The 16,597-nt window shown below is 47.2% G+C and carries 18 protein-coding genes; all 18 read right to left on the reverse strand.

Annotated elements, in window-relative coordinates; all coding sequences use genetic code 11:
• Positions 1–13: 13 nt before the first annotated feature.
• Entirely contained in the window at positions 14–1,003 is a 990-nt protein-coding gene (locus L4C42_RS07455) for a potassium channel family protein (RefSeq protein WP_429760070.1), read from the reverse strand.
• A gap of 133 nt (positions 1,004–1,136) precedes the next feature.
• On the reverse strand, positions 1,137–2,198 hold the full coding sequence (gene nadA, locus L4C42_RS07460; protein ID WP_353496539.1) for a quinolinate synthase NadA: 1,062 nt from the start codon (positions 2,196–2,198) through the stop codon (positions 1,137–1,139).
• 364 nt (positions 2,199–2,562) lie between these two features.
• Positions 2,563–3,348, reverse strand: a complete 786-nt coding sequence (ybgF, locus tag L4C42_RS07465; protein WP_353496540.1) for a tol-pal system protein YbgF — start codon at positions 3,346–3,348, stop codon at positions 2,563–2,565.
• 86 nt (positions 3,349–3,434) lie between these two features.
• Positions 3,435–3,962 carry a peptidoglycan-associated lipoprotein Pal gene (pal, locus tag L4C42_RS07470; RefSeq protein ID WP_112460501.1) on the reverse strand — a complete coding sequence of 176 codons (528 nt, stop codon included), beginning with the start codon at positions 3,960–3,962 and terminating at the stop codon, positions 3,435–3,437.
• A 31-nt stretch (positions 3,963–3,993) separates the two neighbouring features.
• Positions 3,994–5,322, reverse strand: coding sequence for a Tol-Pal system beta propeller repeat protein TolB (gene tolB, locus L4C42_RS07475; protein WP_418642269.1), 1,329 nt, complete (start codon positions 5,320–5,322; stop codon positions 3,994–3,996).
• A gap of 34 nt (positions 5,323–5,356) precedes the next feature.
• Positions 5,357–6,382 (reverse strand): cell envelope integrity protein TolA, encoded by a 1,026-nt coding sequence (gene tolA / locus L4C42_RS07480; RefSeq protein ID WP_353496542.1) that lies wholly within the window; start codon positions 6,380–6,382, stop codon positions 5,357–5,359.
• A 13-nt stretch (positions 6,383–6,395) separates the two neighbouring features.
• A complete protein-coding gene (gene tolR / locus L4C42_RS07485) occupies positions 6,396–6,839 on the reverse strand; it encodes a protein TolR (RefSeq protein WP_112460498.1) in 444 nt (147 codons plus the stop codon).
• Entirely contained in the window at positions 6,839–7,525 is a 687-nt protein-coding gene (gene tolQ, locus L4C42_RS07490) for a protein TolQ (RefSeq protein ID WP_353496543.1), read from the reverse strand. Before tolQ ends, tolR begins: the two co-directional genes overlap by 1 nt.
• Positions 7,515–7,934 carry a tol-pal system-associated acyl-CoA thioesterase gene (gene ybgC, locus L4C42_RS07495; protein ID WP_418642092.1) on the reverse strand — a complete coding sequence of 140 codons (420 nt, stop codon included), beginning with the start codon at positions 7,932–7,934 and terminating at the stop codon, positions 7,515–7,517. The genes tolQ and ybgC overlap by 11 nt, the downstream gene beginning before the upstream one ends.
• A gap of 184 nt (positions 7,935–8,118) precedes the next feature.
• Positions 8,119–8,421: a cyd operon protein YbgE gene (gene ybgE / locus L4C42_RS07500; RefSeq protein WP_353496544.1), complete on the reverse strand. Its 303-nt coding sequence runs from the start codon at positions 8,419–8,421 to the stop codon at positions 8,119–8,121.
• A complete protein-coding gene (gene cydX, locus L4C42_RS07505; RefSeq protein ID WP_006075291.1) occupies positions 8,414–8,521 on the reverse strand; it encodes a cytochrome bd-I oxidase subunit CydX in 108 nt (35 codons plus the stop codon). Before cydX ends, ybgE begins: the two co-directional genes overlap by 8 nt.
• A 12-nt stretch (positions 8,522–8,533) precedes the next feature.
• Positions 8,534–9,670, reverse strand: a complete 1,137-nt coding sequence (gene cydB / locus L4C42_RS07510; protein WP_418642091.1) for a cytochrome d ubiquinol oxidase subunit II — start codon at positions 9,668–9,670, stop codon at positions 8,534–8,536.
• A 15-nt stretch (positions 9,671–9,685) separates the two neighbouring features.
• A complete protein-coding gene (gene cydA, locus L4C42_RS07515) occupies positions 9,686–11,272 on the reverse strand; it encodes a cytochrome ubiquinol oxidase subunit I (protein WP_353496546.1) in 1,587 nt (528 codons plus the stop codon).
• A gap of 551 nt (positions 11,273–11,823) precedes the next feature.
• Positions 11,824–12,831: a Holliday junction branch migration DNA helicase RuvB gene (gene ruvB / locus L4C42_RS07520; protein ID WP_418642090.1), complete on the reverse strand. Its 1,008-nt coding sequence runs from the start codon at positions 12,829–12,831 to the stop codon at positions 11,824–11,826.
• Positions 12,832–12,863: 32 nt separating this feature from the next.
• Entirely contained in the window at positions 12,864–13,481 is a 618-nt protein-coding gene (ruvA, locus tag L4C42_RS07525) for a Holliday junction branch migration protein RuvA (RefSeq protein ID WP_353496548.1), read from the reverse strand.
• An 80-nt stretch (positions 13,482–13,561) separates the two neighbouring features.
• Positions 13,562–14,989: a methyl-accepting chemotaxis protein gene (locus L4C42_RS07530; protein WP_353496549.1), complete on the reverse strand. Its 1,428-nt coding sequence runs from the start codon at positions 14,987–14,989 to the stop codon at positions 13,562–13,564.
• Between the two features lie 172 nt (positions 14,990–15,161).
• Entirely contained in the window at positions 15,162–15,683 is a 522-nt protein-coding gene (gene ruvC / locus L4C42_RS07535; protein ID WP_353496550.1) for a crossover junction endodeoxyribonuclease RuvC, read from the reverse strand.
• A gap of 13 nt (positions 15,684–15,696) precedes the next feature.
• Entirely contained in the window at positions 15,697–16,443 is a 747-nt protein-coding gene (locus tag L4C42_RS07540) for a YebC/PmpR family DNA-binding transcriptional regulator (RefSeq protein WP_353496551.1), read from the reverse strand.
• Positions 16,444–16,597: the final 154 nt, after the last annotated feature.

Here is a 16,597-nt window from a genome sequence, read left to right on the forward strand (position 1 = left end):
CTGTATTGGCGGGCTATCTCGACTCCCAATGGAAAGAATCAATTCGCTCATCGGCGATGTAAAAAAGTTTGGTACCCGGTTCAATATCCAAATCCAACTCGGGATTGAGGACTATCCCTTGCCCTACGTCCACAGCGATCAACGTGGCTTGGTATTCCGCTTTCATCCATTGGAACAGTGCGTTCACCTTAGTTGCTTTGGCAGAGCTTGGGTAGCGGACGGAATATTGGGTCATCCCACGAGTGGAGCTCAGTAGCTCTTGATGAAGCGCACTCGAACCTGGGTCGACTGCGGCTTTGGCAAGCATTTCTGCGCCCACGGCAGGAATACACTCAGAGTTCGGACAGTGTTGGTGAAGTAGATCGCTCAGCGCTTCGTCTTTAAAATACACCAATAAATGCGCCTCTGGATTGCGGTTTGCACAATAGAGCGCGGCGGATAGGGTGATGTCGTCCTCTGGATTGTCGATAAGAATACAGCTCGCAGACTCAATGTTGGTCTTTTCCATCTCGCGGCCATCGGTATAGCTGTTTACTTTAACGAACGCAATTTCGCCCGGCAACGGATTTTCAATATCAGAGCGGCTACACAACACAATGGGTCTTCTACCCGTCTCTTCATGTTGTAGCATACGAATAAGGTGAATTGTTCGCTGACCATTCCAGCCTAACATCAAAATATGGTTATCCACTCTTACCTTCCTTTTTCCCAACTGACCTGCGCGCCAAGATTCCAAGCCTAACGCTGCCATTCGGCCAAGCAGCGCTGCAAACAACATTAACCCACCAGGGATAATAAATAATATAGCAACCCATCGGCCGGCCTCAGTGGTTGGCGAGAGATCGCCATAGCCCACGGTCGATGCCGTCACGACAATAAAATAGACAAACTGTGATATAGGCGTTGTGAGCTCTGTTTCGCCGCTGAGTGACAACAGCGCCCAGGACGCGACAACATAAAGCAGCAACGCCATCATCAAAGTTCGAAATTTAAGTTCAAACAAATGGCTGTGTAACCACTTGCGAAGCTGGATCCAGATAACCACGTGATTCCTTGTGAACGTTTTGTAATAAGCATATACGAAAAAACCAGTCCGAAGACTGGTTTTTGATCATTAATGTGAATGAATCAGCGAGTTACGCGTTGCCTTTCACTTTAATTTGTAGCTGCTCAGCAAAATCAAGCATGCGGTTTAGCGGGATCAGTGATTTCACGCGAAGTGCTTCATCAACAAAGATTTCGTGCTCTTCACCACCATCACGTAGCGCTTTCTCAATCGCTTTAAGACCGTTCATTGCCATCCAAGGGCAGTGTGCACAGCTGCGACATGTCGCACCATTGCCTGCCGTTGGTGCTTCGATTAGCTCTTTTTCTGGCACTAACTGCTGCATCTTGAAGAAGATGCCTTTATCTGTGGCCACGATAAGCTGCTTATTCGGTAGCTCTTTCGCCGCTTTGATAAGTTGGCTGGTTGAGCCTACTGCATCAGCGAGGTCAACAACGCTTGCTGGCGATTCTGGGTGAACCAGAATGGCTGCATCTGGGTAAACCGATCTCATGTCTTTCAGTGCTTTTGATGAGAATTCGTCATGAACGATACACTCACCTTGCCACAGTAACATGTCGGCACCGGTTTGGTTCGCAATGTACGAACCTAGGTGGCGGTCTGGGCCCCAAATAATCGGTTTGTCTTCAGCATCTAGGCTTTCAACAATTTCAAGCGCGATACTTGATGTTACTACCCAATCAGCGCGTGCTTTCACCGCTGCCGATGTATTGGCATAAACCACAACTGTGTGGTCTGGGTGCGCGTCACAGAACTCTGAGAACTTGTCTGCAGGGCAGCCAAGATCAAGCGAGCACTCTGCTTCCAGTGTTGGCATTAGGATGCGCTTTTCTGGCGTTAAGATCTTCGCAGATTCACCCATGAAGCGAACGCCAGCAATGATCAGCGTTGATGCGTCGTGACGGTTACCGAATTTCGCCATTTCTAGCGAGTCACCCACAAATCCACCCGTCTCTTCTGCAAGAGCTTGGATCTCTGGATCGGTGTAATAGTGTGCAATCAGAACCGCGTCTTTTTGTTTTAGTAGCGATTTGATACTTGCGATGTACTGCTGCTTCTCGTTATCAGATAACGGAACAGGCTTAGGGGGAAACGGATATACCGTATCAATTGAGTCTAAGATGTGGCTCATAGCGGTTGCTCTATGCTACTTCCAAATAGTCCGAGCATTGTACACGGATATTATTGATAGAACAAAGGCACTAGGGCAGGAATCGACCAAAGTTGAATAGAAAGTGGCCTGAACAGGCTATCGAGGAGATAGTTTGCGCTTTTTGGGATTGTTGCTTGCCGAGAGTGGATTCTTGCCTGCGTAGGCGCACGGCCAGTGGAATAACGGCTTTTGGGTTGGGATTCGTGGTTAGGGTGGCTTTCAGTTCTGTTGAAATCACCTTTTAGCGACCTCTCATCCAAATAAGTCGTCACCCCTGCGCAGGCAGGGGTCTACTGAAAGCGTGTTGAGAGCTAAGCATATCGCCTAGCCTCACGAAATCGCTTTATTGTAAATTAGACTTAGCAACCTTGGCAGAAGAACTGCCTGGGTATTCGCTAATCACTTGTTCATAGTACTTCTTTGCTTCATCAGTTTTGTTGCCACGTTTGGCAATGTCACCCAACTTCACTAGAGCGTCCGCTCGTTTGTTGGATTTTGCAAAACCAATTACAGCCTTGAAGCTCTTTTCTGCTTCTGCGTCTTGGCGCTTAGCAAAATAGAGCTGGCCTAGCCAGTAGTGGCTGTTTGGCATGAAAGTCGATTCTGGGAAATCAGCCTGGAACTGTTTGAAGGCTGTGATTGCGCCTGTGTAGTCGCGCTTTTTCAAAATCAAGTCGACTGCATTTTGGTATGCCGTTTGTTCGTCGACATTGGTGGTGAACTTGCCTTCTGGGTTCGCCTTGTCTGTCGCGACAGGAACTGCGACGGCGGCTGCGCCTTGTTGTGAGCGAAGCTTGTCGATTTCAATAAACAGTTCACGTTGACGCTGAACCATCTGGTTCATGTCATAAGTATTGCGTTCTAGCTGGCCGCGAAGGGTAGCAATTTCTTGCGTCATTTCATCGAGCTGCTGCTGCATTTGCAGTTGCACTCGGTTGCGGTTTTGCAATAGGCGCTCTAGGCGCTGAACATCGGTTTCGTTAGCAGCAGATGCCGCTGTAATAGAGGCAGCAGTTGCCGAAGAAGATGTTGCGCTCAAGTCGGTAACCGGTGCTTTCGCAGCAAGCGCTGAGCTTGCCATTCCGGCTAGTAACGTAAGCGTAACAGCGCGCTTAATGTTACTTGTCATAAAGGTAGGATCCTTAATAGCCGAGCCCTAAAACGACAATGTTGCAGCGCGAACGCTGCAACATGTTCAATCTTGGGCAGATTGGATTAGTAAACTAGCACTGCGCGACGGTTTTTCGCGTACGCGTCTTCAGATTGACCTAGTACTAGTGGTTTCTCTTCACCGTAGCTAACGATAGAGATTTGGTCTGCTTGTACGCCAAGAGCTTGGATGTACTTAGCAACAGCTTGTGCACGACGCTCGCCTAGTGCGATGTTGTACTCAGGTGTACCGCGCTCATCTGCGTGACCTTCGATAGTCACTTGTAGTGATGCATCTTTGCTTAGGTATGCTGCGTGTGCTGCAAGCATATCTTCGTAGTCACCAGCGATAGTAGAGTTATCGAATGCAAAGTAAATCGTTTGGTTTTCACGAAGTGCTTTTTCTTTTAGCTCTTGTTCAGTTAGCTGTGCATTCTCATCAATTGGTGTCGCAACAGTTGTTGTTTCTTGTTGCGTTTGGTTGTTCGTCTCTGCACCTGTTGATGACGCAGCGTCGTCGCTTGAGCTACACGCCGTCATTGCAAGAACTGGCAGTGCGATTAGCAACCCCTTAAAAACTTTGTTTAATTGCATTGTTATTTCCTTAACCTAAAAAATTTAATTGCTATAAAAACGGTGACCATGCAGGAGCTCTTACGCGCCCGTTTGTAGCCGGTAATCTAGCTTTAAATCGCCCATCAATAGATACCATCGAAAGGACGTTAGTTTTGTTATAGATGGAACTGTATATCACCATGCCACCATTTGGTGCGATGCTTGGTGATTCATCAAGCAGTGTTTTGGTGAGGATCTGTACCGAGCCTGTTTCTAGATCTTGTTTTGCAAGATTGAATCCAGAGTTGGAACGATTCACCATCACGAGGTAACGACCATCAGGGGTGATCTGCCCACCGAGGTTTTGGCTACCCTGCCACGTGATACGTTTGGTTTTACCATCAGACAAATTTACTTCATAAATCTGAGGGTTACCACCCCTATCCGACGTAAAAATAAGGGAATTACCGTCTGGTTTCCAGAACGGTTCTGTATTATTTGATCGGCCGCGGGTAATTTGGCGCAGTTTTCTGGTTTCCAGATTTAGCGTATATACATGCAGTTGCCCAGTCTTCGACAAGGTGATTGCGAGAGACTTCCCATCCGGGGAGAATCTTGGCGCACCATTGTGACGAGGGAATGACGTTACCTTCTCACGCTTACCTGTGTAGATATTCATGATGAAGATTTCTGCTTGGCCATTTTGGAAGCTAACGTAAGCCAATTGCTTACCATCTGGTGACCAAGCTGGAGACATCAACGGCTGCTTTGAGCGAAGTACCATCTTCTCGTTGTAGCCGTCGTAATCCGCGATACGCATTTGGTATGGGTACGCGTCTTTGTCGTTAACCACTACGTAAGCGATGCGAGTTAAAAACGCACCGCGCGCGCCTGTAAGCTCTTCGTAGACAAGATCCGAAATGCGGTGTGCATATTCACGAAGACGTGGACCAGGAACGGTCGCTTTCTTCTTGAATAGAATATGGTCGTTAGATAGCACTAATTGGCCATCGTCGCTCAGTGCTTTTGACTGTCCACCGGTGAGCTGACCACGAACTACATCAACGAGCTGATAGCTCACTTCGTAATTGCCTTCAGCATTTTTAACGATAGTGCCGGTAAGAAGTGAATCAACGCCAAGGCCAGTCCACGCTTCAAAATTAATTGCCGATGCATCATAAGGCGTTTGCGGCATTTTGCTGGTTGCAACAGGGCTAAATTTACCACTGCGCTGCAAGTCAGAAGCAATCACCGCCGAGACATCATGCGGTAATTTGCCCTCACCTTCCCATTTGAAAGGCACAATGGCAATCGGTCTTGCTGAGTCAATACCATCGGTGATAACAAGTTCTAATGCGGCGTTGGCAGTTTGAGTAGCAAAACTCATGACCATTGCCATTCCTAGTAATATTCGCTTAATCACAGGTTTTTCCTTATAACTGTGGCTTATATGTCAAGTTAATGTTCTTTAGCTGAGCATTAACTTCAGGAAATTCGGAGAGAGGAAACGAACGAACCTGTGAAATGGCACTTTTGGTGGCATTACACAAGCGAGCATCGCCCTCTAATACTTTTACTGTCCCTGCAATCGCACCGCTACCAGCGGGAATCAATTGCAGGTTTACACGGCATTCTTTACCGCGAAAGCTGGAGTCGGTGAGAATGTGCTGCTGGATAAGCTGCTTGTAGATCTCACCCATTTTGGCAAGTTCGATATCGACCTGACTGGAACGAGCCGCGGAGTTACTCGCGGCTTCACTTTCTAGTCCTGAAAAAATATCGTTCAGCGCCGCCTCTTGCTCTTTTCGATCGCGCTCTATTTGCTCAAGTCGCTCTTTCTCGATACGCGCTTTTTCGGCTGCTTCAGCCGCGGCTTTTTCCTGGGCTATACGTTCTTGCTCGGCACGCTCTGCGGCTTCACGTTCACGCTGAGCTTTTTCTTGCGCTTCTTTTACAGCTCGCTCTTGTTCTAGACGCTCCTGCGCGGCTAAAGCAATCGCGGCTTCTTCAGCTATGCGTTTTTTCTCAGCTATGCGAATCGCCTCTTCTTTGGCTTTACGCTCAGCTTCGGCTTTTTCGGCACGCTCTTTTTCTACCTTACGACGCTTTTCTGATTCGCGAGCGGCTTGAGCATCTTTCGCTTGCTGCTCTTTCAGCTTACGTATGCGCTCTTCCTCAGCTTTGCGGTTACGTTCTAGCTGTTCACTTTCACGACGCAATTTATCAAGACGGTCTTGCTCTTTTTTAGCCGCGGTTTCACGCTGCTTGCGGATTTCTGCCGCTTGCTGACGAACGCGCGCTGGATCGATCACCACGGCTTGCACCATTCCGGTTGGCTCCGCTTTATCCATGTTAAAGTCGGTACCCCACAGTAATGCGGCGACAAGCAATGCGTGAGCAAGCAAAGAGATCGCAATTGGCTTTCCGTAGCTGTTTTTAGTGTGCTTATTGCTTTTCATACGGCTGCGACAACTATTCCCTTAGATCCGTGAGTAGGCCAACTTTTGGAATACCGGCTTGGCTAAGCTCGTCCAACAGTAACACCACCTCTGCGTATGGTGTGGACGCATCACCACCCACTGCGACTGGAGAGTTAGGATTAATCGAAAGCTCAGCTTTAACTCGTACAATAATGTCTTGCAGACTCAAACCTCGTTTCACGTCCTCATTGTTAACGCTTAGCCCTAAGTTCCCGTCACGGTCTACTTCAACAATGATAAAACTCGCATCGGTATCACCTGCAAGTTCAGACGCGGGTTGTGCCGTTGAGGTCTTTGGCAGCTCAACATCCACCCCTTGAGTAACAAAAGGCGACGTCACCATGAAAATAATAAGTAACACCAGCATAACGTCGATATAAGGTACGACGTTAATCTCACAGGTCAGCTTGCGTTTTTTTGGTTGGTAGCCAGCCATTATTGCTCCCTAGCGGCCATCGCTTGACGGTGCAAAATGCTGTGGAACTCTTCTGAGAAGGTAGCGTAATTATGTTCTAGCTTACTCACTTTGTTGCTCAAACGGTTAAACGCCATAACGGCTGGAATTGCCGCGAATAGACCCATCGCCGTTGCAATCAACGCTTCCGCGATACCTGGCGCTACCATAGCAAGTGTGGCTTGTTTTACTTCGCCAAGCGCGATAAACGCGTGCATGATACCCCAAACCGTACCAAACAGACCGATGTAAGGGCTGATAGAGCCAACGGTCGCTAGGAATGGCAAGTTAGTTTCTAGCTCTTCCACTTCACGGGAAACAGCAACGCGCATTGAGCGACCAGTCCCTTCCATAATGAAAGCTGGAGAGTCGGCGTTTGATTTACGAAGGCGCAAAAACTCGGAAAAACCAGAGTAGAAAATCTCTTCTGTACCTGAAAGCTCATCTTTGCGCTTTTTCACATCTTGGTAGATGTGAGAAAGATCAGCGCCTGACCAAAAACGGTCTTCAAACGCCTCAGATTCTTTGGTGGCTTCTTTTAGCACTTTGCTGCGCTTGATGATCATCGCCCAAGATACGACTGACATGCCCATCAGAATCAGCATTACCAATTGAACAAGTAGGCTTGCCTCGAGTATGAGGTCTACAAATGAAATATCAGCCGTCACTGTGTTTTAACTCCACTAAGATAGACGAAGGAATAGCCTTCGGCTTCATTTTAACATTATCTATACACGCCACTTTAACCAGTGCTTTCGCTATTGTCACACCTTGTTGGTCGACAATTTCTTGAGCAAAGGTTAGCGACGCTTTCTTAAATTCTTCAATATAGGTTTTTACGGTGAGCTGGTCATCCAAGCGTGCACCACGGATAAAGTCGATATCCATATGACGAACCACAAAGCCAGTATGCTCTTCTAGCAACACACGCTGATTGACACCTTTGCTTCTAAGTAGCTCGGAGCGGGCACGTTCAAAGAAATTGAGGTAGTTCGAGTGGTAAACGACACCTCCCGCGTCCGTGTCTTCGTAATAAACGGTCACAGGAAATTCGAAATACGATGATAACTGAGACAAACTGATCACTTCCTAAATAAAACTACGCATTAATATAACGCAACTCATTGTGATTGTTATAAGTGCTGACAAGAATTTTTGATTAAAGTGCCAAAATTTACACTTAATTGATGAAGATATTAGCGATTACTCGCTTTTCATTGTTTCAAAAAGTAAAAAACCCGAGCAATGGCTCGGGTTTATTCTAAAAAACGTACATTAACGTTAAGTAACTCAACACAGTTAGTGACAAGTACGGGCTAAACACCAGTTGCCACAACCAAAACCTTGGTTTGAAGCCGATACCGTAGACCATACTTGAACAGAGAGACAATACAAACGCCAGTCCTAACCATGGTGCAAAGCCACCGATGGCTGCGTCGTAGCCCTCTGGACTCCACATGAACAGACCTGCGTTGGCAAAACCAAGCACCAGTGATAAGGCGCGAAGTAGCACCTTATCCATAGGCTTGTGAATCTGCTCCAACTGTTGGTTAAGCTTACTCACTGTCTTCGTCCATCATCTCACTGTGTTCAAGCCAAAGTGCATTGATGATACCGAACGCACAAGCCAATAGAACACCTAAAATCCAAGCGAAATACCACATGTTAAATGCTCCTTAGTAAAGTGAATTCTTGTTTTCTTCGATGAACTTGTCATCAAGACGACCAAACATTTTGTAGTAAGTCCAAGCTGTGTAGCTAAGAATTACTGGAACCATAACAAACGCTACCGCTGTCATTAGGTTCAAAGTCAATTCACTTGACGTCGCATCCCACATAGTCAAGCTGTGGTTTGGATTCATACTGCTTGGCATTACGAATGGGAACATTGCAAAACCAGCAGTAAAGATGATGCCACCGTTCGCCAGAGAAGAAGCAATAAAAGAAATTGCACACTTCTCAAGACGAGACGCTAGAACCGCTAGTAGAGGCATAACCACACCTAGTGCTGGAGCAATCCATAGTAGTGGGTACTTCTCGAAGTTCGTCATCCACGCACCGGCTTCGCGAACCACTTCTTTAACTAGTGGGTTTGAAGCCGCGTTGCCGTCGATGCTGCTTACTACTAGGTAACCATCGATACCTTGGATCCAGAAACCTGCACCTACAAACGCCACTACTGTGAGTAGACCCATGATTTGCGCTGTGTTGCGAGCGCGAGTATGGATATCACCTGTGGTCTTCATTTGTAGCCATGTTGAACCTTGAAGCAGGATCATGAACAGGCTTACCAGACCACACAATAGTGCGAATGGGTTAAGTAGGCCGAAGAATGAACCGTGGTAAGTCGGCATCATAAAGTCGCTTAACTGGAATGGTACACCTTGTAGTAGGTTACCAAACGCCACACCAAAGATAAGTGGTGGGACGAAACCACTGATTGAGATACCGATATCCCAAGCGTTACGCCACTGTTTGTCTTCTAGCTTAGAGCGGTAATCTAGACCGATTGGACGTAGCCAAAGCGCTGCTAGAGTTAGGATCATTGCTAGGTAGAAACCCGAGAACGACGTTGCGTACACTAGCGGCCAAGCAGCAAATAACGCACCACCAGCGGTGATTAGCCAAACCTGGTTACCGTCCCAGTGTGGGGCGATAGAGTTAATCATTACACGGCGCTGAGTGTCCGTTTTACCTAGGATAGGTACAAGTGCACCTACCCCCATATCAAAACCATCGGTGATAGCGAAACCAGCAAACAGTACGCCAATCAGTATCCACCAGATGAATCGTAAGACTTCGTAATCAAACATTCTTTTTCTCCTTGCTTACGCTTCTACTTGACGACTAACTTTGTTCTCTACCGTTTCGACGTTTTGTTCGAAGTGGTAGCGACCTGTCTTCAAGCTACTTGGGCCTTTGCGTGCAAATTTCACCATTAGGTAAACTTCTGCAATTAGGAACACCGTGTATAGAGCGATGATTGCGAATAGTGATGTCCAGATCTGACTTGCTGTCAGTGCTGATGCGGCCACGTGTACAGGCAGGATTTCACCTACGGCCCATGGCTGACGACCAAATTCAGCAACAAACCAACCGGCTTCTACTGCAATCCATGGTAGTGGAATGCTAAATAGTGCCGCTTTAAGGATCCATTTTTTCTGTTCAATTTTCTGACGACATGTCTGAATAAATGCCGCACCGAAGACGAATAGCATGATGAAGCCACACGCAACCATGATACGGAACGACCAGAATAGTGGCCAAACTGTTGGGATAGAGTCATCCGCAGCCGCTTGGATTTGATCTTCTGTCGCATCAACAACTTTGTCGGTGTAACGTTTAAGCAGTAGACCGTAACCAAGGTCTTGCTTCACATCATCAAACGCTTCTATGTTTGCGTCTGTACGTTCACCTGCACGCAGTTTTTCTAGAAGTTCGTAAGCGTACATACCGTTACGGATACGATCCACGTGCTCTTCACGTAGGTCACGAAGACCTTGAACTGGTGTATCGATAGAACGTGTTGCGATGATACCCATTACGTATGGGATCTTAAGCGCAAAGTCGGTTTCCATCTTGTCTTGGTTTGGAAGACCAAACACAGTGAACGCTGCTGGAGCTGGCTCTGTATGCCACTCTGCTTCGATAGCCGCAAGTTTCACTTTCTGTACGTCACCAAGCTCGTAACCAGATTCGTCACCAAGAACGATAACAGAAAGGATAGAAGCCATACCGAACGACGCTGCAATCGCGAATGAACGACGAGCAAACGCCACATCACGGCCTTTCAGTAGGTAGTAAGCACTGATACCCAGCACGAACATCGCACCTGTGGTATAGCCTGACGCTACTGTGTGAACAAACTTAACTTGAGCAACTGGGTTGAGCACCACTTCTGCGAAACTAACCATTTCCATACGCATGGTTTCGAAGTTGAACTCTGCGCCCACAGGGTGCTGCATCCAACCGTTCGCAACTAGGATCCAAAGTGCTGAGAAGTTAGAACCAAGTGCAACCAACCAGGTAACGGCTAAGTGTTGACGTTTTGAAAGCCTATCCCATCCGAAGAAGAAGAGTCCGACAAAGGTGGATTCGAGGAAGAAGGCAACGAGGGCTTCGATCGCCAGCGGCGCACCGAAAATATCACCCACGTAATGGGAATAGTAGGACCAGTTCGTACCAAACTGGAATTCCATGGTAAGGCCGGTAGCCACACCTAGGGCGAAGTTAATACCAAATAGCTTACCCCAGAACTTGGTCATGTCCTTGTAGATTTGCTTGTTGGTCATTACGTAGAGGGACTCCATGATGGCAAGTAAGAATGCCATACCTAGAGTCAATGGAACGAACAAGAAGTGATACATTGCCGTAATTGCGAATTGCAATCTCGACAGATCAACAACGTCTATCATGATAACTCCTTTTGTGTCGGCTGAACGACACTTTCTACATTATGCGCCGAGGATACTTGTTTAATGGAAATTAAACTTGTTGAGCAAATCAGCATCCTTGTTGCAAAAATGTACCTCAATGGTTAGTTAATTGTTAAGCTTGCGCTAATATAGCTTGAGCTAATATTACTGGGAAATTGAATCGGTTTCAAAAGGTTTATTCAGGAAAATGCTTTGATGTAAGTCAATAAATAGAAGAAGTGAATTGTACGATCTTTAATCACACTGATTCAGATCAAATTTATTTGGAAAGAGAGTTTGATGTGGTGAGCAAAAAAAGAAAATTAGCAGCCGCTAATACCCCTTTAGTGGCAAGGGATTATAAACAATGTGCGTAACCGTGTGAACAAAAATCACGAAATTGATAGATTTTAGTGATAGGACATGTAAATAAAAGAAAGCCGCATATTCGCAATATTACTTTACAAATATGCAGCTCAATAATTGGTCTGACAAATTTCATTTCTGTGATGTAGAACATGAGTTGCGTATCACAGTCTTACATCGCGGCTTTAAACTTTATCGATTCCAAAGTGTAAGTAGGCTCTATCTGAGGCAATACGCCCACGCGGGGTTCGTTGCAGATAGCCTTGCTGAATCAAGTAAGGTTCAATGACATCTTCGATAGTGTCTTTCTCTTCACCTATCGCTGCTGCTAGGTTATCTAACCCGACAGGGCCACCAGAGAACTTCTCCATGATGGAGAGCAGCAGTTTTCTATCCATGTAATCGAAACCTTGGTTATCGACATCAAGCATGTTCAGAGCTTTGTCTGCAATGTCAGCACAGATATGCCCGTTACCTTTCACCTCTGCATAGTCACGCACACGGCGTAGCAGTCGGTTAGCAATACGAGGTGTACCACGAGCTCGACGGGCAATTTCTAACGCCCCTTCTGGGTCCATCGACAAGCCCAAGCAACGAGCACTGCGCTGCACGATATTTTGAAGGTCGGCAATCTTGTAGTACTCAAGACGCTGAACGATACCAAATCGGTCACGAAGCGGTGACGTCAATGAGCCCGCGCGCGTCGTTGCACCAATGAGCGTAAACGGCGGCAAGTCAATCTTGATTGAGCGAGCCGCAGGCCCTTCACCAATCATGATATCCAGCTGGTAATCTTCCATCGCCGGATACAGCACCTCTTCCACCATTGGGCTTAAACGGTGGATCTCATCGATGAACAGTACATCGTTTTCTTCAAGATTGGTCAACAGCGCAGCAAGGTCGCCGGCTTTTTCAAGCACTGGGCCAGAAGTGGTACGGATGTTTACTTCCATCTCGTTGGCAACGATATTCGCCAACGTGGTCTTACCCAAACCAGGAGGTCCGAATATCAATAAATGATCGAGCGCTTCGTTACGTAGCTGTGCGGCCTTGATGAAAATTTCCATCTGGTCACTAACGTGATCCTGACCTTCATAGTCAGCCAACTTCTTAGGACGAATAGCTCTATCGATGACGTCTTCATCACGGAAAACTGGGTTTTCTGGGGCGATTAAGCGATCGGCTTCAATCATCTAACTGTCTCTCTAAAAATACCGCTTGGTCATTAAACCATAGTACGCAGTGCTTCACGGATCAGCGCTTCACTGGTCATGTCTGGCTTCGCTACTTGAGAAACCACTTTCGATGCTTGCGTTGGTTTGTAACCCAGTGCAAGCAGCGCGCTTACCGCTTCTTCTTCGGCACTTTCGCTAGACATCGCACCAGCACTGTCCATCGGCGCAGCGTCCGTCGCTGGCGTAAACAGGTCACCAGCGCCCCAACCTTTAAGGCGATCCTTCATTTCAACGACGAGACGTTCAGCGGTTTTCTTACCCACACCAGGCAGTTTAACAAGGGTGGAAATATCTTCGCGCTCAACGCACGAGACAAATTGGCTGGCAGACATACCAGATAGGATACCCAACCCCAACTTAGGACCGACACCGTTGGCTTTGATCACTTCGCGGAACAGAGCGCGCTCTCGCACGGTATTGAATCCGTAAAGAAGCTGTGCGTCTTCACGAACGACAAAATGGGTGTAAATAATGGCTTCTTGACCAATTTCTGGCAGCTCGTAAAAACAGCTCATTGGCATTTGAACTTCGTACCCTACGCCACCAACTTCAATCAGTAGTTCAGGAGGTTGTTTTTCGATTAGCGTGCCACGCAGTCGTCCTATCACAGTCTATGTCTCATTGTTCGTTGCAATAGGGCTTAGGATATAGAATAACTGGATGGGTATCCAGTTATTCTCTTCACATTTTAGCTCATAGCCGAGCGCAGTCGCTCGGAGAGCTCAGTGCCTTCTGCTATCTGTTGATTGAGCTCGTCACTGATGGTTTGAATATCCTCAGCAATTGCTTTGCTCCCTGTTACCGAGCGTGCCACATCGCTACTCGCTTGATCTAGCTCCCCTATTGCTTGGTTTTGCTGGGTAACTAAGTGACTGAGGTCGGTGATTTCAGTTGAAATGACTTGGACTTGCTCAATCATCTGGCTGAGCTCTTTCACCGTGGTCTGGATTGTCTGTTGCCCTGAGTCAATCTGCTGCTGACTGTTGCTGATTAAGGTGCGAATTTCCTCAACTGAGTTACTGGTTTTCGAAGAGAGCTCCCTCACCTGCTCAGCAACGACCGCAAAGCCGCGGCCATGGTCACCCGCTCGCGCAGCTTCAATGGCTGCATTGAGTGCCAGCAAATTGGTTTGTTCAGCCACTGAGGTGATTAGCTCAATGACAGACACGACTTTTTGGTTACTACTATCGATATTGGCAATCGCCTCAGTGGACGCACTAAGCATTTCCGAGCTGCTTTCCGCTTGCTGCTTGATTGCGTCGGTTTGACCAATAACTTGCTCCATGAAGTTCACAGACTCTTGAGTAAACGAAGACAACTGTTCTAGTTGCTGGCTCATTTCTTCTGCAGCGCTCGCCTGTGAAGCACTGTTCATGCCAAGCGACTGTACGTTTGAGTTTAGCTGCGACGATTGCGTATTTACCTGATGTATCACTTCATCAAGCTCTTTCACACTGGCGTTTACGGTCACTAACATGCCATCCATGCGCTTTTCACCTTGCGAGGCTTTTTCGGCTTGCAGTTTGCTCTCTTTCATCGCTTTTTCTGCACGATGAATTGCACTCTCTTTTTGCTTCGCGGTAAAGCTCTGGGCAAAACAAATCACGCAAAGTGGCAGCAGCATGCCAGACCAAATTTCTACATTTTGCTTAGAGGCCGATAGTGAAATCGTTGGGAATGAAAAGCCACTAGTGTGAAGGTAAGTCATAACGCCCGCGACCAGCAGAATACCGACACTCCAAGTCAGCGCCATCGCTCTAGAAGCCGAGAGGTAGAAAGCGACAATGAGCAAAGGTGCCCAAAATGCCTGAGTAGAATCTACGATGCCGCCGCTTTGATAAATGATGTTCACTGCATGAACAACCATCCCAAGGAAGCCGATATTGAGCGCTAGCGTGATTTGCTTGGTAAATCGCAACACCACCAAGCCAATAACTTCGATTGCAATAAGCAGTACCGACGTTAAAAACAGTAATGCATGTCCGTTAGATTGCCACTTAATAGCGCTGTACAGACCAACGATCAGCGCGACAACAGTAAATACAGCGGTGATTTCAGCTTTGCGAAGAGTATTACGGGAGAGACTTTGAGCGTTATTTATTAAGTTGTGCCACATGCCTTTGTTTTCCTTATTATTGGTCCTTTGACTCACTCATCAGACCAATCTTAGAAAGTTAACAAATGATTAACAAGGCGCACTAGGTAAAAAGCTCTAAAACTGTGGGCTGGTTATCGTTAAAACTATCGGTATCCAAGACGGTAACGCCTTAAAGAGACGATCCTCAAGATTAACGATAGCGCCCTTTCTTTGCACCACTCGCTTTACCAGCAAGCGCGACGAGCGTTTTGTTGGTGTTGGCATGACAGATAGCAACGCCGAGCGCATCGGCTGCGTCTGCTTGTGGCTTAGAAGGCAACTTCAACATCGCCATCACCATGTGCTGAACCTGAGCTTTGTCTGCGGCGCCGGTACCCACGACGGCCTGCTTAATAAGCCTTGCCGCATACTCGTAAACGGGTAAATCGTGGTTGACCGCAGCGACAATCGCACTGCCTCTTGCTTGACCTAACTTCAGCGCTGAGTCGGCATTTTTGGCCATGAAGACCTGCTCAATGGCGAACACATCCGGTTGAAACTGAGTAATGATTTCACTGACACCAGCGTAAATCTGTTTTAGTCGACCGGGTAATTCTTTTTCTGAGGTCCGGATACAGCCGCTCCCCAAATACTGCAAATGTCGACCCTGCTGACGAATCACGCCGTAGCCTGTGATTCGTGAGCCTGGGTCAATTCCTAAAATAATAGACATTGTTTCTCGCTATTTACTCTAACGTCGCTGCAACTTCATCAGAGATATCACCGTTGTGGTATACCTCTTGGACGTCATCGAGATCTTCCAATGCATCAATAAGTCGCAACAATTTTGGTGCTGTAGACTCATCTAGATCTGCTTTCGTTGATGGCACTAGGGTTACTTCCGCGTTTGACGCGTCAAACCCAGCTTCGTCCAGTGCGTCTTTAACCGAGCCAAATTCGGTAGGATCGGTGTATACATCGATCGCGCCATCTTCACCGGTTTCGATATCATCGGCACCGCCTTCGAGAGCGACTTCCATAACCTCGTCTTCATCTAGACCCGGCGCGTATGAGATAACCCCTTTCTTATCGAACAGATAGTTAACACTGCCATCAGTACCTAGGTTACCACCCGCTTTTGAGAACGCGTGACGAACACCAGAAACGGTACGATTGCGGTTGTCCGTCATACACTCCACCATCACAGCTGTGCCACCAGGCCCGTAACCTTCGTAGATGACGGTCTCCATGTTGTCATCACCTTCACCACCAGCACCACGAGATACCGCGCGGTTTACTGTGTCGCGAGTCATGTTGTTTGACAGTGCTTTATCGATTGCGGCGCGAAGTCTTGGATTGTTGTCAATCTCGCCTCCACCCTCTTTTGCGGCAACGACGATTTCGCGAATTAGCTTAGTGAAGATTTTGCCACGCTTAGCGTCCTGCGCGGCTTTACGATGACGAATGTTCGCCCATTTACTGTGACCTGCCATGGTTAATCCTTTGAGTTCTATGAATTTGGACTTTTATAGGGTGGTATAACTATACAGAATTTAGAAACAAAAACTCCCGCGAATGCGGGAGTTTTTGTTGTGTGTTGGGCTTTGCGATGTTACGTAGTAACGAGCCTGTTGTTCTCCCCCTTTA

The organism is Vibrio wakamikoensis (assembly GCF_050337275.1).
Lineage (GTDB): Bacteria > Pseudomonadota > Gammaproteobacteria > Enterobacterales > Vibrionaceae > Vibrio > Vibrio chaetopteri.